Origin of the sequence: Streptomyces sp. NPDC091972 (genome assembly GCF_044756385.1) — a bacterium.
Classification (GTDB): domain Bacteria; phylum Actinomycetota; class Actinomycetes; order Streptomycetales; family Streptomycetaceae; genus Streptomyces.
Genome location: NZ_JBIVSV010000006.1, coordinates 79370 through 101122, shown reverse-complemented (window position 1 = coordinate 101122; position 21753 = coordinate 79370). Strand labels below are relative to the sequence as shown.

Genomic DNA, 21753 nt, shown 5'->3' with positions numbered 1-21753 from the left:
GGACGAGACCTACAGCGGTGTGACGTACGCCCCCGAGATGCCGCCGTCCACGAGGAAGTCGCTGGCGTTGACGAAGGAGGAGTCGTCGCTGGCCAGGAAGGCGACGGCGGCGGCGATCTCCTCGGCCTCGGCGAACCGGCCGACCGGAATGTGCACCAGACGGCGGGCCGCCCGCTCCGGGTCCTTGGCGAACAGCTCCTGGAGCAGCGGGGTGTTGACCGGGCCCGGGCACAGGGCGTTCACGCGGATGCCCTCCCGTGCGAACTGCACGCCCAGTTCCCGGGACATGGCGAGCACGCCGCCCTTGGAGGCGGTGTAGGAGATCTGGGACGTGGCAGCGCCCATCCTCGCCACGAAGGACGCCGTGTTGATGATGGACCCCTTGCCCTGCCTCCGCATGTACGGGATGGCGGCCTTGCAGCACAGGTAGACGGAGGTCAGGTTGACCTCCTGGACGCGCTTCCAGGCCTCCAGGCCGGTCTCCAGGATGGAGTCGTCGTCGGGCGGGGAGATGCCCGCGTTGTTGAAGGCGACGTCGACGCTGCCGTAGGTGTCGTACGCCGTCCTGAACAGGGCCTCGACCTGCTCCGGGTCGGTGACGTCGACCTTGACGAAGAGGCCGCCGACCTCGTCCGCGGCGGCCTTGCCGCGGGCCTCGTCGACGTCGGCGCAGACGACGTTCGCGCCCTCGGAGGCGAGCCGGCGGGCGGTGGCGAGGCCGATGCCGCTGCCGGCTCCGGTGACGACGGCCGTACGGCCGACGAGGCGGCGGCACACGATCTGATCGGTCGCCGAGGTGGCAGAGGTCGAAGAGGTCGAAGAGGTCACTGGGCGGGGCCTTCCGTGCTGATGAAGACGTTCTTGGTCTCGGTGAAGGCGGCCAGGGCGTCCGGGCCGAGCTCCCGGCCGAGTCCGGACTGCTTGTAGCCGCCGAAGGGGGTCCAGTAGCGGACGCTGGAGTGGGAGTTGACGGACAGGTTGCCCGCCTTGACGGCCCGGGACACGCGCAGGGCGCGGCCGATGTCCCGGGTCCAGAGGGAGCCGGAGAGACCGTAGGGGGTGCCGTTGGCGAGCCGGACCGCGTCCTCCTCGTCGCGGAACGGCAGCAGGACGGCGACCGGGCCGAAGATCTCCTCGCAGGCCGCCGCGGAGTCGGGCGCCTCGCCGGTGAGGACGGTCGGCGCGAACCAGAATCCGGGTCCGTCGGGGGCGCTGCCGCGCAGGCCGGGGGCGTCCGCCGGCACCAGCTGCCGGACGCGTTCCAGTTGCCGGCGGGAGATCAGCGGGCCCATCTGGGTCTTCTCGTCGGCCGGGTCGCCCACCACGACGGACGCCACGGCGTCGGCGAGCAGCTCCCGGACCTCGTCGTAGACCGTCTCCTGGACCAGGATCCGGGTGCGGGCGCAGCAGTCCTGGCCGGAGTTGTCGAGGAAGGAGAAGGGGTCGACGGCCTGGGCGAGGTCGGCGTCCGCGAAGACGATGTTGGGGCTCTTGCCGCCGAGTTCGAGGGTGACCGGCTTGACCTGGCGGGCGCAGCGCTCCATGACGTCGCGGCCGGTGCGGGTGGAGCCGGTGAACACGATCTTCGCGACGCCGGGGTGCTCGACGAGGGCGGTGCCGGCGACCGGGCCGTGTCCCGGCAGCACCTGGAAGAGGCCCTCCGGCAGCCCTGCCTCCAGGGCGAGTTCGGCGAGCCGCAGGGCGGTGAGCGGGGTGGTCTCGGCGGGCTTGAGGACGACGGCGTTGCCGGCGGCGAGCGCGGGAGCCGTGCCCCAGGCGGCGATCGGCATGGGGAAGTTCCAGGGTGCGATGACGCCGACCACGCCGAGCGGTTCGAGGATCGTGACGTCGAGGCCGCCGGGGACCGGGATCTGGCGGCCGTTGAGCCGCTCCACGCCGCCCGCCGCGTAGGCGAGCAGGTCGCGGACGTTGCCGGCCTCCCAGCGGGCGTTGCCGAGGAGGTGGCCGGCTTCCCGGACCTCCAGGCGGGCCAGTTCCTCCACGTGCGCGTCCACCACGTCGGCGAACCGGCGCAGCAGCCGGGCCCGGTCGGCGGGGGCGAGGGCGGCCCAGCCGGCCTGTGCCTTCGCCGCGCGGGCGACCGCGGCGTCCACGTCGGCCGCGGTGGCGGCGGGGACGGTCGCGACGACCTCCTCGGTGGCCGGGTTGAGGACGGTCAGCTCATGCTCGTACGACAACGAAGTACCTCTCACGGGCGTCGACTTCACAGACGTTCGAAGGAGCGGCGCAGCTCCCAGTCGGTGACCGCCGCGTCGAAGGCGTCGAGCTCGACGCGGGCCATGTTGCGGTAGTGCGCGACCACCTCGTCGCCGAAGGCCGCCCTGGCGATCGGGCTGTTCTCCCACAGGTCGGCGGCCTCGCGCAGGGTGGTGGGGACGTGGTCGTACTCGGCGGCGTAGGCGTTGCCGGTGCAGACCTCCGGCAGCTCCAGCTTCTGCTCGATGCCGTACAGCCCGGCCGCGACCAGGCCGGCGACCGCGAGGTACGGGTTGACGTCCCCGCCGGGCAGCCGGTTCTCGAAACGCAGGGAGCGGCCGTGGCCCACGACCCGCAGGGCGCAGGTGCGGTTGTCGTGGCCCCAGGCGACGGCCGTGGGGGCGAAGGAGCCGGGCTGGAACCGCTTGTAGGAGTTGATGTTGGGGGCGTAGAGCAGCGCGAAGTCCCGCAGGGCCGCGAGCTGTCCGGCGAGGAAGTACCGCATCACGTCGGACATGCCGTCCGGGCCCGCCATGGCGTTGTCGCCGGCGGCGTCGGCGAGCGAGAGGTGGATGTGGCAGGAGTTGCCCTCGCGCTCGTTGTACTTGGCCATGAAGGTGAGCGACACGCCCTCCTGGGCGGCGATCTCCTTGGCGCCGGTCTTGTAGACGGCGTGCTGGTCACAGGTGGTCAGGGCGTCGTCGTAGCGGAAGGCGATCTCGTGCTGGCCGGGGTTGCACTCGCCCTTGGCGGACTCGACGGTGAGACCGGCGGCGGCCATCTCGTTGCGGATCCGGCGGAGCAGGGGCTCGATGCGGCCCGTGCCGAGCACCGAGTAGTCGATGTTGTACTGGTTCGCCGGGGTGAGCCCCCGGTAGTTCGCGTCCCAGGCCTGTTCGTAGGTGTCCTTGAAGACGATGAACTCCAGCTCGGTGCCGACCTGGGCGGTGTAGCCGAGTTCGGCGAGCCGCTCCAGCTGGCGGCGCAGGATCTGCCGCGGGGCGGCGATCACGGGCGAACCGTCGTTCCAGGCGAGGTCGGCGATCAGCATGGCGGTGCCGGCGTTCCACGGCACGCGGCGCAGGGTGCGGAGGTCGGGGTGCATGGCGAAGTCGCCGTAGCCGCGGTCCCAGGACGACATCGCGAAGCCGTCGACGGTGTTCATCTCGGTGTCGACGGCCAGGAGGTAGTTGCAGCCCTCGGTGCCGTGGTGGAGTACCTCGTCGAGGAAGAAGCGGGCGGCGAACCTCTTGCCCTGGAGCCGGCCCTGCATGTCGGGGAAGGCCAGGACGACGGTGTCGATCTCACCGCTCGCGACGAGGGCGTGCAGCTCCTCGACACTGAGCGGGGGTGTGCGGTCTGCCACGGGAGAGCTCCTTCGGCTGCTGCGCGTTTTCCGACCGGGCCGGGAGCCATAAGGTATTGCTCTGGACCATTGCTTGGGAAGGGGGCTCGGCCATATGTCGGTGGACGCTGACGGCGACCCGGACGACCGGTTGGCTCCGGTGCTGCGGCCGGTCAGGGCGGGCAACGGCTTCGAGGAGGCGCTGGAGCAGATCCTCCAGGTGGTGCGGCTCGGGCTGGTGCCGGGGGGCGAGCGGCTGCCGGCCGAGCGGGAGCTCGCGGAGCGGCTCGGGATCAGCCGGGTGACGCTGCGCGAGGTGCTGAAGGTGCTCCAGGACCAGGGGCTGGTGGAGTCGCGGCGGGGGCGGTACGGGGGCACGTTCGTGCTGCCGCGGGCCCGGGCGGCGGTGGGCGAGGAGGAGCTGCGGCGCCGGATCGCCGAGGTGGACATCGAGGACGTGCTGCGGTTCCGGGAGGTCCTGGAGGTGGGCGCGGCGGGGCTGTGCGCGGCGCACGGCCTGGCCGACGAGCAGGCGCGGAAGCTGCGCGAGGCGCTGGCGGCCACGCAGGAGGCTCCGCTGGCGGACTACCGGCGGCTGGACACGCTGCTGCACCTGACCCTCGCGGAACTGTGCGGCTCCCCGAGCCTGACCGCGCGGTACGCGGCGGTACGGGCCTCGGTGAACGACCTGCTGGACTGCATCCCGCTCCTGGTCCGCAACCTGGAGCACTCGCAGCGCCAGCACGCGGCGCTGGTGGAGGCGGTGCTGGACGGGGACGCGGACGGGGCGCGGGAGATGATGCGGGAGCACTGCGCGGGGACGGCGGCGCTGCTGCGGGGATTCCTGGCGTGACCTTGCCAGCGGGTGGCCCGAGAGTAAAAGGTATGACTGTGGGCCATTGCAGGACTGGGAGGTCCGGGTGACGACCGTACGACCGCTGATCGGCGTCAGCACCTATCTGGAGGCCCGGGCGCGCTGGGGCCTGTGGGAGCTGGAGGCGGCACTGCTGCCGGCGGGCTATCCGCGGCTGGTGCAGCGGGCGGGCGGTCTGGCCGCGATGCTCCCGCCGGACGCCCCCGAGCACGCGGCGGCGACCGTGGCCCGTCTGGACGGCCTGGTGATCGCGGGCGGTCCGGACGTGGAGCCGGTCCACTACGGCGCCGCCCCCGACCCCCGCACGGGTCCACCCGCCCGCGCCCGTGACACCTGGGAACTGGCCCTGATCCGGGCGGCCTTGGCCTCCGGCACCCCCCTGCTCGGCATCTGCCGGGGCATGCAGCTCCTGAACGTGGCCCTGGGCGGCACGCTCATCCAGCACATCGACGGCCACGCGGTGACCCCGGGCGTCTTCGGCCGCCACGCGGTCAAGCCGGTACCGGGCACGCTCTACGGCGACCTGGCCCCGGAGGAGACCTCCGTGCCGACCTACCACCACCAGGCCGTGGACCGCCTCGGACAGGGCCTGCTGCCGTCGGCCCACGCGGCGGACGGGATGGTGGAGGCCGTAGAACTGCCCGGCCCGCACTGGGTGCTGGGAGTGCAGTGGCATCCGGAGATGGGCGAGGACGTGCGGGTGATGCGCGGCCTGGTGACCGCGGCCGCCTGCGCCTAGGCGCGGGTGATCCAGCCGGGAGCCGGCGCCGCCGCCGTCCACCCCGCAGCGCAGGTGACCCAGAACCCCGCCACCGCCGCCGCCCCCTAGTCGCGCGTCAGCGACAGCAGGTCTCGCGCCGGGCCCACCGGGCGGTGGCCCGTGGGCCAGACTGCTCGCAGGTCGCGGGCCAGGGACACGCCGGCCACCGGCACCCGCACCAGCCGTCGCATCGACAGTTCCTCGCCGACCGCCAGTTCGCTCAGTACGGCGGGGCCCGCGCCGCCGACCGCCGCCGCCTTCACCGCCGTGGTGGAGGAGAGCTCGATGAGGGGGCGGGCCAGGCCGCCGAGGGCCGCGTCCAGGACCTGGCGGGTGCCGGAGCCCTTCTCGCGGAGGATCAGCGGGGTCTCGGCCAGTTCGGCGGCTTCCAGGGGGCGCCGGCGGCGGGCCCAGACGTGCCCGGGTGCGGTCACCACGATCAGGTGGTCGTGGGCTATCACCACCGAGTCCAGCCCCGACGGGACCGTCAGGCCCTCCACGAAGCCGAGGTCCGCCTCGTCGGACAGCAGGCGCTCCGCGACCGTCGCCGAGTTCCCGGCGTGCAGCGACACCGCCGTGTCCGGGCGCCCCGCACGCAGGGCGAGCAGCCACCCCGGCAGCAGGTACTCCGCGATCGTCATGCTCGCGGCCACCCGCAGCCGGGAGTCCCGGCGGACCCGCAGCGCCTGTGCCCCGGCGTCGAAGGCCTCCGCGGCCTCCACGATCCGTCGCGCCCAGTCGGTCACCAGCGCCCCGGCGTCCGTGAGCCGGGAGCCGCGGGGCGAGCGGTCGACGAGGGCGACCCCCAGCTGGCGTTCCATCGAGCGGATCCGGCTGCTCGCCGCCGGCTGGGTGATGCCCAGCTCCCGGGCCGCCCCGCCCAGGCTCCCCAGCCGCGCCACGGCCAGCAGCAGTTCCAGCGCGCCCAGATCCGGCACACGGTGGGACAGTCCCCCGCTCACCGCCCCGTGCTCCTCCACACCGCTCATAAAGACAGCTTATGCCCTCATAGCTCCGTACTCCCTGGTCGCGGCCCTCCCCGGACGGCACCGTGGAGCCATGGTCACCGCCGTCCGTCACCTCGGGCCGAACTGGTACGCCGCCGTCATGGGCACCGCGATCGTCGCCACCGCAGGCGTCGCGCTCCCCGTGCACCTCCCCGGCCTGCGCACGATCTGCGCCACCGTCTGGCTGCTGTCCCTCGCCCTGCTGCTCGCCCTCCTCGGCGCCCGCGCCCTGCACTGGCGCCACCACGCCGACCAGGCCCGCGCCCACCTCCTCGACCCCGCCACCGCCCCCTTCTACGGCTGCCTCGCCATGGCCCTGCTGGCCGTCGGCGGCGGTGCCCTCACCGTCGGCCGGGACTGGATCGGGACCACGGCCGCGGTCACGCTCGACGCCGTGCTGTTCACCGCGGGCACGGCCGTGGGTCTCGCGGCGGCCGTCGCCGTGCCGTACCTCATGGCCGTACGGCAGAAGGCCGAGCCGGGGCAGGTCACGCCGGTGTGGCTGCTCCCCCTGGTCGCGCCCATGGTGTCGGCCGCCCTCGGGCCGCTCCTCGTGCCGCACCTCCCCGCCGGCGAGCCCCGCGAGACCCTCCTGCTCGGCTGCTTCGCACTGTTCGGGCTCAGTCTGCTCGCCACCCTGCTGATGCTGCCGCTCGTCTTCGCCCGGACCGTCACCGGCGGCCCGCTCCCCCTTGCCCTGACCCCGACCCTCTTCCTGGTGCTCGGCCCGCTCGGCCAGTCCACCACCGCGGTCGGCAAGTTCGCGGACGTGGCCCCCGGCGTCGTCCCGGCCCCCTACAGCGAGGGCTTCGGCGTCCTCGCGGTCCTGTACGGGGTCCCCGTGATGGGGTTCGCCCTGCTGTGGCTGGCGCTCGCCACCGCGCACGTGGTCCGCGCCCGCCGGCACAGGATGCGGTTCGCGATGACCTGGTGGGCGTTCACCTTCCCGGTCGGCACCTGCGTCACGGGCGCCGAGGCGCTGGCCCGGCACACGGGGCTCGTCGGCTACGACTGGCTCGCCACAGGTCTCTACGCCGCTCTCGTCGCCGCCTGGGCCACCGCCGCCGTGCACACCGTGCGCGGGCTCGTCAGCGGAGCGCTGCTCGCAGGGCCTCGCCCAGTGCCCGTGGTGCTTCGGCCAGCGACGGCCCGTACCACGTCAGGTGCCGTCCGCTGACGAGCGCGCAGGGCAGACCGGGAAACGCCTCCGGGCCGTCGTCGGGGGTGAAGCGGTACGGCTCGTCGGGCAGGACGACCACGTCCGGGGCCGCCGCCCGCAGCTCGTCCAGCGGGACGCGCGGATAGCGGTCCGCGTGGGTGGCGTACACGTGGTCGACGCCGAGGCGGGAGAGCACGTCGCCCGCGAAGGTGTCCCGGCCCAGCACCATCCACGGCCGCCGCCAGATCGGCACGACCGCGGTCGCACGGCGCGCGGGGGGTTCGAGCGCCGACCACGCCTCCTCGGCCCGGTCCAGCCAGCGCGGCCGTACGGCACCGCACGCCCCGACGACCCGGTCCAGCTCCCGGAAGGCCTGCGGGACGTCGCGGACCTCGGTGACCAGGACCTCCAGGCCCGCCGCGCGCAGGGCGGCGAGATCGGGCTCCCGGTTCTCCTCCTCGTTGGCGATCACCAGGTCGGGGGCGAGGGCGGTGATCCGGTCGAGCTTGGGGTTCTTGGTGCCGCCGACGCGGGTGACGTCGAGATCGGCCGGGTGGGTGCACCAGTCGGTGGCGCCGACCAGGGCGCCGGGGGCCGAGCGGGCGATCGCCTCGGTGAGCGAGGGGACCAGGGAGACGACCCTCACTGCCGGGGCCGGTCCTGGAGCGCCTCGACGTGTTCGGCCACGGCGACGACGATCACGCGGGTGTCGGCCACGGTCGCCCGCCAGCGGTGCCGCACCCCGCCGGTCAGGTACAGCGTGTCGCCGCGGCCCAGCCGGTACGCGCGGCCCTCGGCCTCGACGTCCACCGCGCCGTCGGCGACGTACATCAACTGGTCGTTGCGGTACTGGAATTCGCGTCCCGCGTCGTGGTCGCCGGTGAACTCCTGGGCGTGCATCTGGTGGTGACCGCGCACCAGCGAGCGCATCCTGGGTTCACAGCCCGGCTCCGGGCCCTCGGCGTGCACGACGTCGACGCTGCACGCCGGGTCGGCGGCGGCGAGGAGTTCGACGGCCGTGGTGCGCAGGGCGTCGGCGACCTTCTCCAGGGAGCTGCGGCTGGGACGCGCGCGTTCGTTCTCGATCTGGCTCAGGAAGGGGACCGAGAGGCCGCTGCGCTCGGCGACGACGGCGAGGGTGAGCTCCAGCGCGCGGCGCCTGCGGCGCACGGCGGCGCCGACCCGAAGGGGCTGTTCTTTGTGGTCGCCCATGGCTCCGGCTCCCTCCTTCGCTCGTCGGTCCTCGGACACGTCCCCTGATGAGTTGTCTGCACCCTACGCATGTTCGGCAAACCGTTTCATGCGGCCGTCACATCGATGTCATACGGCGTGCGACCGTACCTCACGATTCGCGCCAGCCGAACGGCCCCCCGGAAACAGCCGGGGGGCCGGGTTTCGGTCACCCGTCCGTCGCGGACCGCCCAAGTCCCCTCGTCGGCATCGGAGTTCGGGCGATGACGTAGCTCTATGTGGTTGGCCGGATCCTTACCGTGCTCCCGGAGCGGTCATGACGGTGTCATCCGCCCGACCATCTCCAGGTGCTCCTTCAGCCAGGCGGCGACCGCCCGCTCCTCGTGCCCCTGGCCGTACTTGTTGATCTCGCTCTCCAGGGTACCGAGCTCGTCCTCGGTCATATGGAAACCCTTGATCCACTTGGTGAGCTGGGGATACCGGCCGGGGAAGTCCTCGTTGGCGATGGTGCGGATCGTGTTGCCCTCGCCGAAGAGCTTCCTGTCGTCCTTGAGCTTGGTCAGGTCGTACTGGCTGTACGCCCAGTGCGGGGACCACAGGACGACGGCGACGGGCTGCTTCTTGGCGTAGGCCCGCTTGAGCTCGGCCAGCATGGCGGGGGTGGAGCCGTCGACGACCTCGTACTCCTTGTCGAGGCCGTAGCCCGGCAGCACCTTGTTCTTGAGGAGGTCCATCTCGCCGGTGCCCGGCTCGATGCCGATGATCCTCCCGTCGAACAGGTCCGCCTTGCCCTTGAGGTCCTCGTACGTCCGCACGCCCTTGACGTACGACGGGACCGCGACCTCCAGCGAGGTCGGCTGGTACCACGTGCCGAGGTCGGCGAGCCGGTCCTTGCTCTGGTCCCAGTAGTTCTTCTGGGCGTACGGCAGCCAGGCGTCGAAGTTGAGGTCCAGGTCGCCGGAGGCGAGGCCGGTGTAGACCGGGCCGACGTCCATCTGCTTGAGGTTCAGCCGGTAGCCGCGCTTCTCCAGGACGTTCTTCCAGAGGTAGGTGACGGCGATGTCCTCGTCCCAGGGGAACCAGGCCACGTTGACCGGGCGCTCGGTCTCCGCCGCCGTCTTCTGGACGGGGGCCAGCTTGTCGACCAGGCCGGGGTGCTGCTTCAGCCAGGTACGGACGGCGTCCTGCTGCCTGCCCTTGCCGGCGCTGTTGATCTCGGCCTCCAGGCTGGTGAGCTGCTTCTCGTCCAGCTTGAAGTTCTTCAGCCACCCACCGACGACCGGGTTCTCCTCGGCGAAGCCCTTGCGGGCCACCGTGTGGATGCCGTCGCCCGAGCCCCAGGCGCCCTTGGGGTCCTTGAGCTTCTTCAGGTCGTAGTCGTTGTACGCCCAGTGCGGCGACCAGAGCGGGACGACGATCGGGGCCTTCTGGGCGTACGCCCGCTTCAGCTCGGCCAGCATGGCGGGCGTGGAGCTGTCGACGACCTCGTACTCCTTGTCGAGGCCGTACGCCTTCAGGACCTTGCTCTTGAGCAGGGCCGTCTCACCGGCGCTGGACTCGATGCCGGTGATCTTCCCGCCGAACCGCGCACCCTTGCCCTTGAGGTCGGCCAGGGTGTCGACGTCCTTCATGTACGCCGGGACGGTCAGCTCCAGGGACGTCGTGTCGTACCAGGCGCCGAGGTCGTCGAGCTTGCCGCCGTACTTCTTCCAGTACTGCTCGTGGGTGGTGGGCAGCCAGGCGCCGGTCATGAAGTCGGCGTTGCCGGAGGCGACGGAGGTGTAGAGGGGTCCCGCGTCGAACTGCTTGGCGTCGACCCGGTAGCCGCGCTTCTCCAGGATCTCCTTCCAGAGGAAGGTGGAGGCGACGCCGTCGTCCCAGGGGACGTAGCCGATGCTGATCTTCTTGCCCTGGCCGACGTCCTTGCTGCCGGCGACGGCCGTGGCCTCGCCGGAGCCGCCGCCGAAGATCCCCATGCCGCCCGCCACGAGGGCGAGCACGACGACGCCGATCACGGCGATCTGGGGGCGGGGGCGGTAGGACCAGATCTTCAGCCCGCCCTGGGACGCGCGTGCCTTGGCGGCGGCGCGGCGGCCCAGCGGGGAGACCTGCGTGCCGAGCGCGCTGGTCATGCGGTCCAGGTAGATCGCGAGGATCACGATGGCGACGCCGGCCTCGGAGCCGAGGCCCACGTTGAGCTGGCCGATGGCCTCGTTGACGTCGCCGCCCAGGCCGCCGGTGCCGACCATGCCGGCGATCGCGGCCATGGACAGGCCGAGCATGATGACCTGGTTGACGCCGGCCATCACGGTGGGCAGCGCCAGCGGGAGCTGGACGCGCAGGAGGGTGTCGCGCGGGGTGGTGCCGAACGCCTCGGCCGCCTCCACGAGCTCCTTGTCGACCTGTCGGATGCCCAGCTCGGTCATGCGGACGCCGGGGGCCAGAGCGAAGATCAGGGTGGCCACGATGCCGGCGGAGGCGCCGGTGCCGAAGAACAGGATCGCCGGGATGAGGTAGATCATCGCGGGCAGCGTCTGCATGAAGTCCAGCACGGGGCGCACGAACCCGCTGACCCGGTTCGAGCGGGCCGCCCAGATGCCCACGGGCACGGCTATCACCAGCGCGATGATCGTGGCGACGAGGACCAGCGACAGGGTCGTCATCGCGTCCTCCCACAGTTCGAGGGAGTCGATGAAGGCGAACCCCGCGAAGGTGAGGACACCGGCCAGGGTGCCGCGCAGCCAGAACGCGATCACGGCGAAGATACCCGCGAGCAGCAGGGGCCGGGGCGCCTGGAGGACGGCGTCGATGCCGTCGTAGGTGCCGGTGAAGACGGTCTTCAGGAAGTCGAAGAGCCAGGACACGTGGGTGAGCAGCCAGTCGACGGTGTCGTTGACCCGGTCGCCGAGCGGGATCCTAGGCATGGGCCACCTCCGCGTCGGCGAGGAAGCCGACCAGGCGGTCCTGCGGGACCACGCCGACGAGCCGGTGCTTGTCGTCGAGGACGGCCACCGGGTGGGTCGACCGGGCGCTCATCGCGCACAGTTCGGTGAACGGCGTGTCGGGCGTCGCGGTCTCGCAGTCGCCCGTGCAGCCGCAGGCGGCCTCGCCGCCGCTCACGTCGGTGTCCATGACGGCGGACGCGGTCAGGACGCGGGAGCGGTCGACGTCCTTGGTGAAGGAGGCGACGTAGTCGTCGGCGGGCCGCACGAGGATGTCCTCCGCGCTGCCGGTCTGGACGATCCGGCCGTCGCGCATGACGGCGATCCGGTCGCCGAGCCGCATGGCCTCGTTGAGGTCGTGGGTGATGAAGACGATGGTCTTCTTCAGGGTCTTCTGGAGGCTGAGGAGCTGGTCCTGCATGTCCCGGCGGATCAGCGGGTCGAGCGCGCTGAAAGACTCGTCCATGAGGAGCAGGTCGGCGTCGGTGGCGAGAGCGCGGGCCAGACCGACGCGCTGCTGCATGCCGCCGGAGAGCTCGTCGGGCCAGGACTTCTCCCAGCCCCCCAGTCCGCACAGCTCCAGGGCCTCGGCGGCCCGCTCGGCGCGCTCGGCCTTGGGGACGCCCTGCACGGCGAGGCCGTAGGCGGCGTTCTCCAGGACGCTGCGGTGCGGGAAGAGCGCGAAGTGCTGGAAGACCATGCTGATCTTCTGGGCGCGTACGGCGCGCAGTTCGCGGTCGGTGAGCGCGGTGAGGTCCTGACCGTCGAAGCGGACATGGCCCGCGGTCGGCTCCAGGAGGCCGTTGAGCATGCGCAGCAGGGTCGACTTGCCGGAGCCGGACAGGCCCATCACCACGAAGATCTGGCCGGGGTCCACGGTGAAGGAGGCGTCGATCACCGCCGCGGTGGTGCCCTCCGCGCGCAGTCCCTCCCGGTCGGCGCCCTCGCGGAGCCTCTCGACCGCCTCGTGCGGCCGTCTCCCGAAGACCTTGTAGAGCTGCTCTGCCTCAAGCCGTGATGACACGCGTACCTCTTGTCTCTTGACCACTGGGTGGGAGACGAAGGGTCGCGAACAGTTGAAGATGCAACCTGCCTCGCTCCGAGGCGGCGCCTGCCCATAAGCCTTCGGGTCAAACACACCGTTCTGCCGGTTCACAGGACGCTCACACCGCCGAACGAGTCAAGCGGCGACGGCCGCTGTCGGTGCCGTACGGCATGATGCGAGGCGTGACCGGACGACTGATGCTCCTCGACACCGCCTCGCTCTACTTCCGTGCCTATTTCGGCGTGCCGGAGTCGGTGAAGGCCCCGGACGGCACGCCGGTGAACGCCGTGCGCGGCCTCCTCGAATTCATCGACCGCCTGGTCAAGGACCATCACCCCGACGAGCTCGTGGCCTGCATGGACGCCGACTGGCGGCCCCAGTGGCGGGTCGACCTCATCCCCTCCTACAAGGCGCACCGCGTCGCCGAGGAGCGCGAGAGCGGCCCGGACGAGGAGGAGGTGCCGGACACCCTGTCGCCGCAGGTGCCGGTCATCGAGGCCGTTCTGGACGCGCTCGGCATCGCGCGCGTGGGGGTCGCCGGGTACGAGGCGGACGACGTGATCGGCACGTTCACCGCGCGGGCGACGGGCCCGGTCGACATCGTCACCGGCGACCGGGACCTGTACCAACTGGTGGACGACGAGCGCCGGGTGCGGGTGCTGTACCCCCTCAAGGGCGTCGGCACGCTCCAGCTCACCGACGAGGCGTGGCTGCGCAAGAAGTATGGCGTCGACGGCCGTGGGTACGCGGATCTGGCGCTGCTGCGCGGTGACCCGAGCGACGGTCTTCCGGGGGTGCCCGGGATCGGCGAGAAGACGGCGGCCAAGCTGCTGGCCGAGTTCGGTGACCTGGCCGGGATCATGGCCGCGGTCGACGACCCGAAGGCGAAGCTCACGCCGTCGCAGCGCAAGCGGCTGGACGAGTCGCGGCCGTACGTGGCCGTGGCCCCGAAGGTCGTGCGGGTGGCCGGTGACGTTCCGCTGCCGACGGTGGAGACGGCGGTTCCGCGCGCGCCGCGCGACCCCGCGGCGCTGGAGAAGCTGGCAGAGCGATGGGGACTGGGTGGATCATTGCAGCGACTGGTGGCGACGCTGGGCGCGTAAATATTGCCCTCGCTTTCCACGAGTGGCATGCCATCGCCAGGGGCGCTGATGCTAACTTAGGTAAGCCTAAGCGTAGGGAACAGGGAGGCCGCCATGGCAGAAGGACCCGGACGCAAGCCGCGGAGGGCCCACTCCGCACAGGTGGTCCGCACCGAACGCCTCACCCCGCACATGCAGCGCGTGGTGCTCGGCGGCGAGGGACTCGCCGAGTTCGCGGCGGACACCTGCACCGACCACTACGTCAAGATCCTGTTCCCGGCCGAGGGCGTGACCTATCCCGAGCCCTTCGACATGCAGCGGATCCGCGAGGAGTTCCCGCGCGAGCAGTGGCCCGTGACGCGCACGTACACCGTGCGCCACTGGGATCCCGATCACCGCGAGCTGACCGTGGACTTCGTGATCCACGGCGACGAAGGGCTGGCCGGCCCCTGGGCGATGCGGGTCCAGCCCGGCGAGACCGTGCGTTTCATGGGCCCCGGCGGCGCCTACGCCCCCGCCCTCGACGCCGACTGGCATCTGCTCGCCGGCGACGAGAGCGCGCTGCCCGCGATCGCCCGCTCCCTGGAGTCGCTGCCCGACGGCGCCCGGGCGCACGCCTTCATCGAGGTGTCCGGGCCCGAGGAGGAGCAGAAGATCGACTCCGACGTGGAGGTCGTCTGGCTGCACCGCGGCTCCCGTCCGGTCGGCGAGGCCCTCGTGGAGGCCGTGCGCGCGCTGGAGTTCCCGGAGGGCCGGCTGTGCGCGTTCGTGCACGGCGAGGCGCACTTCGTGAAGCAACTCCGCCATCTGCTGCGGGTCGAGCGGGCAATCCCGCGTGAAGACCTGTCCATCTCCGGCTACTGGCGCCTGGGCCACAACGAGGACGGCTGGCAGGCATCCAAGCGGGACTGGAACGCGCGCATCGAGGCGGAGCAGGAAGGCGCGGCGCCCGCCGCTTAGGCATACGTCGCTCAGGCATACGTCGGTGAGCGGGGCGGCACCCACGAAGGTGCCGCCCCGCTCGTCGTGTCCGGCAGGTGTCACACCGACCGCTGGTACGACCGGAACGTCCGGATCGACAGCCACACCGCGACGGCCGCGAGCCCGAGCAGCGCTCCCCCGCGGCTCAGCACCAGCCCCGGGTCGGGATCGGCCGACAGAGCCGAACGTCCCGCCACCATCGCCCAGTTCAGCGGGTTGAAGTCGGCGATGTGCCGCATCCAGGAGGGCATCTGCGAGGGCGCCATGAAGGCACTGGACAGGAAGGTGAGCGGAAGCAGCAGGAAGGTGTTGATCCCGATGATCGACTCACGCTCCCGCACCAGCATGCCGAGCGCGTTGGACAGCGCCCCGAAGACGGTGCCCAGCAGGACCGCGACGAGCACGAGGACCGCGACCCCGGCGGTCCCGCCCGGGTAGTCGGCCCCGCCCAGCAGCCCGAGCAGCACGATGACCACCGACTGGAAGGCGGTGACCAGTCCGTTGTTGACGACGTTGCCGTTCATCAGCGCGGCCCGGCTGACCGGGGTCGTCAGGAAGCGGTCCAGGGTGCCGCGCTGGATCTCGTCCAGGGTGGTCATCCCCGCCCACATGTTGGAGCTGAGCGCGCTCATCACGACCACACCCGGGACGAGGTAGTCGAGGTACGAGGTGGTGCCGAAGCCGCCCAGTTCGACGACCTTCCGGAAGAGGCTGCCGAACAGGAACAGCCAGATCACCGGCTGGACCAGGGTGATGATCGCGTAGGCGGGCTGCCGCACGAACACCATGAGTTGCCGTTGCGTCATGTACCAGGTCTGGGAGACGGCCATGCTCATCGCGCACCCACCAGGTCGTCGGCCTCGGAGTAACGGCGGCCCGCGTAGCGCAGGTACACGTCGTCCAGGGACGGGCGGGCGACGGTGGCGGTGGCGACGACGACCCCGGCCCGCTCCAGCGCGGCGAGCAGGGCGGGTACGGCGGCCGCCCCGTCGTCGGCGCGGACGCTGACGCGGTGTCCGTCGGCCTGCACCTCGTGCACGCCCTCCACCCCGCGCAGGGCGCCGGTCAGCAGGGTGCGCCCGGCGTCGCCGAGCGGCTCGCGCAGCTCCACATGGACGGCGTCACCCCGGAGTTCGCCCTTGAGAGCGTCCGGGGTGCCCTCGACGACGATCCGGCCGCGATCGACGACCGCGACCCGTTCGGCGAGCCGGTCGGCCTCTTCGAGGTAGTGCGTGGTGAGCAGGATCGTCAGCCCCTCCTCCCCCGCGAGCCGGCCGATCTCGTCCCACATCGCGGTGCGGGCCTCCGGGTCGAGACCGGTGGTGGGCTCGTCGAGGAAGAGCACCTCGGGCCGGTGCACCAGACCGAGGGCGACGTCGAGCCGGCGGCGCATGCCGCCGGAGTAGCCCTTGACCGGACGCCGGGCGGCCTCGGTGAGCGTGAAGCGGTCGAGGAGCTCGTCCACCCGCTGTTCGAGGGCGGCGCCCTTCAGGCCGTGGAGCCTGCCCTGGAGCCGGAGGTTCTCGCGGCCGGTGGCGACCGGGTCGGCGCCGGAGCCCTGGGCGACCACGCCGATGGCCCGCCGGACCCGGTCCGGGTGGCGCAGCACGTCATGGCCGGCGACGGTGGCCGAGCCGGAGTCGGGGCGGGCCAGGGTGGTGAGGATCTTGACGGTGGTGGACTTGCCGGCGCCGTTCGGGCCGAGCAGTCCGAAGACGCTGCCGCGTTCGACGACGAGGTCGATGCCGTCGAGGGCGGTGACCTCACCGCCGTAGGTCTTGATCAGTCGACGCGCCTCGATCGCGGGCGCACGGGTGTTCATGGCAGGTGCCCTCCTGGGTCTCCTGGCTGAGCGGACGACAACTGATCCGCGTGAGGAGCACCGGGCTATCCTGGGTGTGCCGCACCTCGATCGCCTGGATGTGCCCTCATGGGCGGATTCAGTTCGGGGTTCGAGGCCCCGGCGGGCTGCTGCAACAGCCGTGCCGGGGCCTGTTCTCGTTCAGGTCATGGATCTCGTCATGGCTCTCTTCCGGGTTCCGGCCGGTGGAACGCCTTCCATTCCTCGATGCCGGGCAGCGCGCCCTTCCTGAGCTCGTCGAGGAAGCCGCGGACCCATTCCGCCTCCGCCTCGACCATGTGGAGCTGGTACTCGCTCTCCACGAGGAAGAGCCGGGGCAGCGTCTCGTAGAGCTTCTCCAGCGCGCCCCGGCCGCTCGCGATCCGCACCTCCAGGGCGTCGAGCCGCTCCTCCAGCAGCGGCACCACCTCGTCGGGGTGGAGCACGGCGAGCAGGGACAGCGCGGTCTCGAAGATCGGGTACTCCTTGGCCGGGAAGGCGACCAGGTCCGACATCCACTCGGTGGTCTCCTGGCGTCCGGCCGCGGTGATGCCGTAGACGGTCCGCTCGGGCCGGTTGCCCTGCCGCTGCACGTCCGTGACCTCGACGAACCCGTGGGTTTCGAGGTTCTGCACGACCGTGTAGAGCGAGCCGTAGTTGATCTTCGTACTGGAGTCCTTGCCCTGGCGGCGCAGGGTCTGGGCGATCTCGTAGGGATGCATGGGCTTCTGCCACAGCGTCGCCAGCACGGCGAGCGCCAGGGGGTTGCGTAGCTTGCGACGCCGCACGACCGATTCACCTCGCATCCGAATATCCGGCGCCGAACATATCGCGATCCGCGACAGCCAGTCAATACACACGACATATCGCGTTCTCGTGCGACCGCGACGGCGTGAGCACTTGGGCCCCGCCCGGACACGGCGCCGTCATGCACCGGAAACAGCACCTCCCTAATTTCTGTCGCCCGACAGGAATTCACGCCCAAGGCAGGTGCCGCCGTGACGACGACCAGCCCCTCCGACGTCCGTCCCGATCCCCCGCATCCCCCGTCCCCCTCCCCCGGCGACCGGTCCCTCGCCGAGTTCGGTTACCGGCAGGAGCTGCACCGCAGCCTGGGCCGGTACGCGTCCTTCGCGGCGGGGTTCTCCTTCATCTCGGTCCTGACGACCGTCTTCCAGTTCTTCGCCTTCGGATACGCCTTCGGCGGCCCCGTCTTCTTCTGGGCCTGGCCGGCGGTCCTGGTCGGGCAACTGCTGGTGGCGGCCTGCTTCGCGGAACTCGCGGCGCGGTACCCGATCTCCGGCGCGATCTACCAGTGGTCGACCCGCCTGTCCCGCCCGACGTTCGGCTGGTTCGCGGGCTGGATCATGGTGATCGGGCAGATCGTCGTGGTCGCCGCGGCGGCCCTGGCCCTGCAGATGGTGCTCCCCGCGATCTGGTCGGGCTTCCAGCTCGTCGGCACCGACCCGTCGCCGGCCTCGGCGGACGGCGCGGCCAACGCCGCGGTCCTCGGCGTCCTCCTTCTCGTCCTGACCACCCTGGTGAACGTCGTGGACAACCGCGTCCTGTCGGTGATCAACCGGGTCGGCGTGACCGCCGAGATCATCGGCGCGGTGCTGATCGTCGTACTGCTGCTCACGCACTCCGAGCGCACTCCGAGCATCACCTTCCACACCGCGGGCGCCGCACAGAACGGCCTGTTCGGGGCACTGCTGGTGGGTTCGTTCACGGCGGCGTACGTGATGATCGGCTTCGACAGCGCGGGCGAGATGAGCGAGGAGACCCGCAACCCCCGGCGCACCGCGCCCCGCACCATCCTCACGGCGCTCGCCTCGGCCGGCGCGCTCGGCGGCCTCATCGTCCTGGGCGGCCTGCTCGCCGCACCCAGCCTCACCGACGGCCGCCTGTCGGTCGACGGCCTCAGCTACGTCCTCACCAGCAGCCTCGGGGACGGGGTCGGCAAGGCCCTGCTGGCCGACGTGGTGGTCGCGATCACGGTGGCCACCCTCGCCATCCAGACGGCGGCCTGCCGGATGCTCTTCTCCATGGCCCGCGACGGACAGCTGCCCTTCGCGGGCCGCCTCGCGCGCGTGAACCCCCGCACGGGCATGCCCACCGCCCCGGCCCTGGTCGTCGGCGTCCTGGCCGCCGCCCTGCTCCTCCTCAACTTCGCCTCCCCCGAGGCGTTCCTGGCGATCGGCACGACCTGCATCGTGATGCTGTACCTGGCGTACGCGATGGTCACGGGCCCCCTTCTGATCCGCCGCCTGCGGGGCGAGTTGGGCTCCGCGGGCACCGACGAGGAGGGCGCCCCCCTGTTCTCCCTGGGCCGCTGGGGCGTCCCGGTCAACGCCCTGGCCCTCCTGTACGGCCTCCTCATGACCGTCAACCTGGCCTGGCCCCGGGCCGCGGTGTACGACCCGGCGGGCGGGCACTGGTACTTCCAGTGGTTCACGGTGCTGTTCCTGGCGGCGACGCTGGGGGCGGGGGTGGTGTGGCGCGGGCTGCGGAGGCGTGCGGCCGGCGACAGCGGGGCTGTCGCGACGGCACAGCAGGAGGGTGCTGCGCTGGGGTAGCGGGCGGGGTGGGGCAGGGCGCGGGAACAGCGGTGCAGGGCGAGGGGGTTGCTCTCTCAGCGTTCCCCGGACGGTGGCCCGTCGCCCCGCACGCGCGCGTGCAGATGCATGTCGTGCCACCCGTCCGGATGCAGCACCGCGCTCCGCTTGGTCCCTTCCAGTGCGAAGCCCGTCTTGGTCGCGACACGACAGGACGCCTCGTTGCGGACGGCGTGCATGAGTTCGAGACGGTGGAAGCCGACCTCGTCGAGGGCCCAGCGGGACAGGGCGACCGTGGCCCGCGCCGCCACCCCGCGCCCCCGGGCCGCCGGAGTCGTCCAGTAGGCCATCTCGGCCTGACCGTCGTCGAGATGGATCTCCCGAAGGGCCACCCGGCCGAGCAGGAGGTCGGTGCCCCCGTCCACCACGGCCCACTGAGCGGTCTGCTCCTGCGTCCAGGCCTTGCGCCACTCCTCGATCCAGCCGCCGACCTCGTCCACGGAGTCGGCGGCTCGGGCGTGCCACTGCTGCATCACCGGGTCCTGGAAGGCGGCGTGCACCGCGGGGGCGTCCTCGGCGCGCCAGGGGCGCAGGAGGAGTCCGTCACCGGTGGGGAGGGTGGGCTGGGCGGTGCTGGAGAGGGTGCCGGGTGCGAGCACCGGGGCGGTGAGGTACGGCATGACCCGCATCCTGCCAATCGCGTGGCACGCATCCCAACGGGTTTTACTCTTGCGGCGACGGGACGCGGAGACCCGGGTTCCCCGCCCCGGACGATCGCCGTCCGCACCCCGCTGTTCCTGACTGAACTCGCCGTCACCGGCCGAACTTGCTGCCCAACTGCCGCAAACGGGGGTGGTACCCGTGGCGCAGCGGCGGGCCGGAATGCGCGGCCGTGCATCCGGCGGCCAGGGGATCCGCTCCGTGCGCCGGGGCTGCGCCCCCTTTCGCGCGGCCGGAAATCGTCGCATGGTGCGAAGTGGTGGGCTGTCAGGGCGAATTGCGAGCATGAGCGGTGTCGCACCCGGGCCCGTGAGGGTGGTGGCCGAATGCCTGCGACGGTCGGCTGGAGGCATCGGGTACGTGATGCGCGTGAGGCACGGTTACGATCGGTTGAGTCGTGTACCAGTGCGAATCCGCCCGGGACGAGCGCCTGCCCTTTACCCCCCGGCCCGTCCGGAACGGCGCCGAGAACAGCGGACCCGGCGCCCCTCGACCGACCCTTCGCGCCGGCCCGCCACGGCGCCTCGCACCAGCGTCAACTCGCCCCGCACAGTTGACGAAACCCACGGTGGCACTGGAAGGTAGGGATGATCCACGACCTCGCCGCCGACAACGCTGTCGCGGCGGTGGTGGCCACCGATTCTCCGCACCGTCCGGCTGCCGCCGCGAGGACAACGGCCTCCGGGCACGCAGTTGACGAGGCCGGGTTCGTGCACGAGTTCAGCCACGCTGCGGTCGCAGCGTATGGAACACAACGCGTAGTTCATGGACTTCGTCGACTCCGCCACCCGGAGGGCATCATGAATGGCTCTGCTCCAGGCGAGTCGCCCGAGCCGTTCCACTGATCGGGCACGCAGACCTCGCTCGGCGCACGTCACCCTGGCCGTGACCCGCGCCCCCTCGCGTCCCGTACACCCCGGAACGCCTCTCGATTCCGTGTTCTACCCAAGCCGAAGGACCTGAGAAGGACTGGCCATTCCAGGTCTTGAATACGCGACGGGAGATCAGCACGATGAGTATTACCTCGTCCTCGATACCTTACGCGTGGCGGGAAAATCCCAGCGTCGACCTGCTGCGGCGCGACGGCGACGCGTGGACGTACAGCATGGAGCTCCTGCCCGTCTCAGCCACTCCGGACGAGTGGTCGGCCATTCGACTCCCCGAATGCGCCGCGTGGTGCTACCCAGCAGCGCCAAGGGACGAGTTGTTCCTGATGTACCACGTGTACGCGTGGATGTTCGCACTCGATCTGCTCTTCGTGCGGACGTTCAAGGCTGATCGCGACCTCACCGGAGCGCGCGCCATGGTCGACCGGCTTCCGCTGTTCATGCCTCTGGACGGCACCGCCCGTGCGATGCCCGAGCCGGCGAACCCCATCGAGAAGTCCCTCGCCGACATCTGGCTGCGACTGGCCCCGACCCGCTCCACGGCCTGGAAACGCGACATGCTGAAAGCCCAGATGGAATATGCCGACGGGCAGTGCTGGGAGCTGGAATGCATTCGCAACGGGCGGATCCCGGACCCGGCCGAGTACCTCGTCCGCCGTCGCGGCTCGTACGGCGGCCCCGTCGGGATCTGCCTGGCCGAGCACGTGGCGGGCGCGGAGGTGCCGGTGCGCGTGCGGCGCTCGCGGCCGTTTCGCGCGCTGATGGACGCTTGGACGGACATCCAGGCGCTCCACAACGACATCCGCTCGTATCGCCGTGAAGTCGAGGACGAGGACGAGACGTGCAATTCCGTCCTGGTGTTCGCCAGATTCCTTGAACTCACCACCGACCAGGCCGCGGCCTCGGTCGCGCGGCTGCGCACCGCCAGGCTCTCGGAATACGAACACTTGGAAGCCGTTCAGCTCCCGGAACTCTGTGGCCAGCTACGGCTGGACAGCAAGGAGCGTGAGCAGGTGCATGCCGTTCTGAAGGCCATGCGCGACCATCTCACCGGTTTTCACGTCTGGCAGGACAGCGCCACCCGCTACCAGGCTCCGGCCCCGGGCCAAGGCCCCGCCAAGAGGCTTGGATCCTAACGGGCCGAGCCG

At 71.3% G+C, this 21753-nt stretch carries 19 protein-coding genes; 7 read left to right on the top strand and 12 right to left on the bottom strand.

The features are described 5' to 3' along the window. Window positions 1-9 precede the first annotated feature (9 nt). The 3 genes from ACIQJT_RS19400 to ACIQJT_RS19390 are packed head-to-tail and all read right to left on the bottom strand — an operon-like array spanning window position 10 to window position 3583. On the bottom strand, window positions 10-828 hold the full coding sequence (locus ACIQJT_RS19400; protein ID WP_402644944.1) for a 3-oxoacyl-ACP reductase: 819 nt from the start codon (window positions 826-828) through the stop codon (window positions 10-12). Further along, a complete protein-coding gene (locus tag ACIQJT_RS19395) occupies window positions 825-2198 on the bottom strand; it encodes an aldehyde dehydrogenase family protein (protein ID WP_402644942.1) in 1374 nt (457 codons plus the stop codon). Before ACIQJT_RS19395 ends, ACIQJT_RS19400 begins: the two co-directional genes overlap by 4 nt. Before the next feature lie 26 nt (window positions 2199-2224). Then, the gene (locus ACIQJT_RS19390; RefSeq protein ID WP_402644939.1) at window positions 2225-3583 is read right to left on the bottom strand and encodes a glutamine synthetase family protein; all 1359 of its coding nucleotides are present in this window, start codon (window positions 3581-3583) and stop codon (window positions 2225-2227) included. Window positions 3584-3677: 94 nt separating this feature from the next. Between ACIQJT_RS19390 and ACIQJT_RS19385 the strand changes: the two genes are divergently transcribed. Together ACIQJT_RS19385 and ACIQJT_RS19380 are read left to right on the top strand one after the other, a co-directional pair. Further along, window positions 3678-4415 carry an FCD domain-containing protein gene (locus ACIQJT_RS19385; RefSeq protein ID WP_365457796.1) on the top strand — a complete coding sequence of 246 codons (738 nt, stop codon included), beginning with the start codon at window positions 3678-3680 and terminating at the stop codon, window positions 4413-4415. 67 nt (window positions 4416-4482) lie between these two features. Next, window positions 4483-5175, top strand: a complete 693-nt coding sequence (locus ACIQJT_RS19380) for a gamma-glutamyl-gamma-aminobutyrate hydrolase family protein (protein WP_402644936.1) — start codon at window positions 4483-4485, stop codon at window positions 5173-5175. Between the two features lie 86 nt (window positions 5176-5261). Here ACIQJT_RS19380 and ACIQJT_RS19375 read toward each other — a convergent pair whose 3' ends face one another. Next, on the bottom strand, window positions 5262-6185 hold the full coding sequence (locus ACIQJT_RS19375) for a LysR family transcriptional regulator (RefSeq protein WP_365457790.1): 924 nt from the start codon (window positions 6183-6185) through the stop codon (window positions 5262-5264). Between the two features lie 70 nt (window positions 6186-6255). On the opposite strand from ACIQJT_RS19375, the gene ACIQJT_RS19370 reads away from it, so the two are divergent. Continuing rightward, complete coding sequence (locus ACIQJT_RS19370; RefSeq protein WP_402644933.1) at window positions 6256-7380, top strand: TDT family transporter; 1125 nt, start codon at window positions 6256-6258, stop codon at window positions 7378-7380. Here ACIQJT_RS19370 and ACIQJT_RS19365 read toward each other — a convergent pair. From ACIQJT_RS19365 to ACIQJT_RS19350, 4 genes are all read right to left on the bottom strand, one after another. Further along, the gene (locus ACIQJT_RS19365; protein WP_365457784.1) at window positions 7292-8008 is read right to left on the bottom strand and encodes a helical backbone metal receptor; all 717 of its coding nucleotides are present in this window, start codon (window positions 8006-8008) and stop codon (window positions 7292-7294) included. The genes ACIQJT_RS19370 and ACIQJT_RS19365 overlap by 89 nt on opposite strands. Further along, complete coding sequence (locus ACIQJT_RS19360) at window positions 8005-8574, bottom strand: helix-turn-helix domain-containing protein (RefSeq protein ID WP_053853121.1); 570 nt, start codon at window positions 8572-8574, stop codon at window positions 8005-8007. The genes ACIQJT_RS19365 and ACIQJT_RS19360 overlap by 4 nt, the downstream gene beginning before the upstream one ends. A gap of 293 nt (window positions 8575-8867) precedes the next feature. Continuing rightward, window positions 8868-11477, bottom strand: coding sequence for an ABC transporter permease/substrate binding protein (locus ACIQJT_RS19355; protein ID WP_402644929.1), 2610 nt, complete (start codon window positions 11475-11477; stop codon window positions 8868-8870). Further along, window positions 11470-12519 carry a glycine betaine/L-proline ABC transporter ATP-binding protein gene (locus tag ACIQJT_RS19350; protein WP_402644926.1) on the bottom strand — a complete coding sequence of 350 codons (1050 nt, stop codon included), beginning with the start codon at window positions 12517-12519 and terminating at the stop codon, window positions 11470-11472. The genes ACIQJT_RS19355 and ACIQJT_RS19350 overlap by 8 nt, the downstream gene beginning before the upstream one ends. Window positions 12520-12713: 194 nt before the next feature. On the opposite strand from ACIQJT_RS19350, the gene ACIQJT_RS19345 reads away from it, so the two are divergent. Both ACIQJT_RS19345 and ACIQJT_RS19340 read left to right on the top strand, forming a co-directional pair. Further along, entirely contained in the window at window positions 12714-13643 is a 930-nt protein-coding gene (locus tag ACIQJT_RS19345; protein ID WP_402645688.1) for a 5'-3' exonuclease H3TH domain-containing protein, read from the top strand. Between the two features lie 93 nt (window positions 13644-13736). Then, the gene (locus ACIQJT_RS19340) at window positions 13737-14582 is read left to right on the top strand and encodes a siderophore-interacting protein (RefSeq protein WP_365457776.1); all 846 of its coding nucleotides are present in this window, start codon (window positions 13737-13739) and stop codon (window positions 14580-14582) included. Between the two features lie 80 nt (window positions 14583-14662). On the opposite strand, the gene ACIQJT_RS19335 is transcribed toward ACIQJT_RS19340, so the two are convergent. The 3 genes from ACIQJT_RS19335 to ACIQJT_RS19325 form a co-directional block, all read right to left on the bottom strand. Beyond that, complete coding sequence (locus ACIQJT_RS19335; RefSeq protein ID WP_365457773.1) at window positions 14663-15439, bottom strand: ABC transporter permease; 777 nt, start codon at window positions 15437-15439, stop codon at window positions 14663-14665. Beyond that, complete coding sequence (locus tag ACIQJT_RS19330) at window positions 15436-16425, bottom strand: ATP-binding cassette domain-containing protein (RefSeq protein ID WP_402644923.1); 990 nt, start codon at window positions 16423-16425, stop codon at window positions 15436-15438. Before ACIQJT_RS19330 ends, ACIQJT_RS19335 begins: the two co-directional genes overlap by 4 nt. A gap of 197 nt (window positions 16426-16622) precedes the next feature. Beyond that, on the bottom strand, window positions 16623-17249 hold the full coding sequence (locus ACIQJT_RS19325) for a PadR family transcriptional regulator (protein WP_402644920.1): 627 nt from the start codon (window positions 17247-17249) through the stop codon (window positions 16623-16625). 192 nt (window positions 17250-17441) lie between these two features. Between ACIQJT_RS19325 and ACIQJT_RS19320 the strand changes: the two genes are divergently transcribed. Then, window positions 17442-19019 (top strand): amino acid permease, encoded by a 1578-nt coding sequence (locus tag ACIQJT_RS19320; RefSeq protein WP_402644917.1) that lies wholly within the window; start codon window positions 17442-17444, stop codon window positions 19017-19019. A gap of 56 nt (window positions 19020-19075) precedes the next feature. Here the strand turns inward: ACIQJT_RS19320 and ACIQJT_RS19315 are convergent, their stop codons facing one another. Next, window positions 19076-19678 (bottom strand): GNAT family N-acetyltransferase, encoded by a 603-nt coding sequence (locus tag ACIQJT_RS19315; RefSeq protein WP_402644914.1) that lies wholly within the window; start codon window positions 19676-19678, stop codon window positions 19076-19078. Window positions 19679-20730: 1052 nt separating this feature from the next. Here ACIQJT_RS19315 and ACIQJT_RS19310 point away from each other — a divergent pair. Then, window positions 20731-21741, top strand: a complete 1011-nt coding sequence (locus ACIQJT_RS19310; RefSeq protein ID WP_365457758.1) for a hypothetical protein — start codon at window positions 20731-20733, stop codon at window positions 21739-21741. The last annotated feature ends 12 nt before the right edge of the window (window positions 21742-21753 follow it).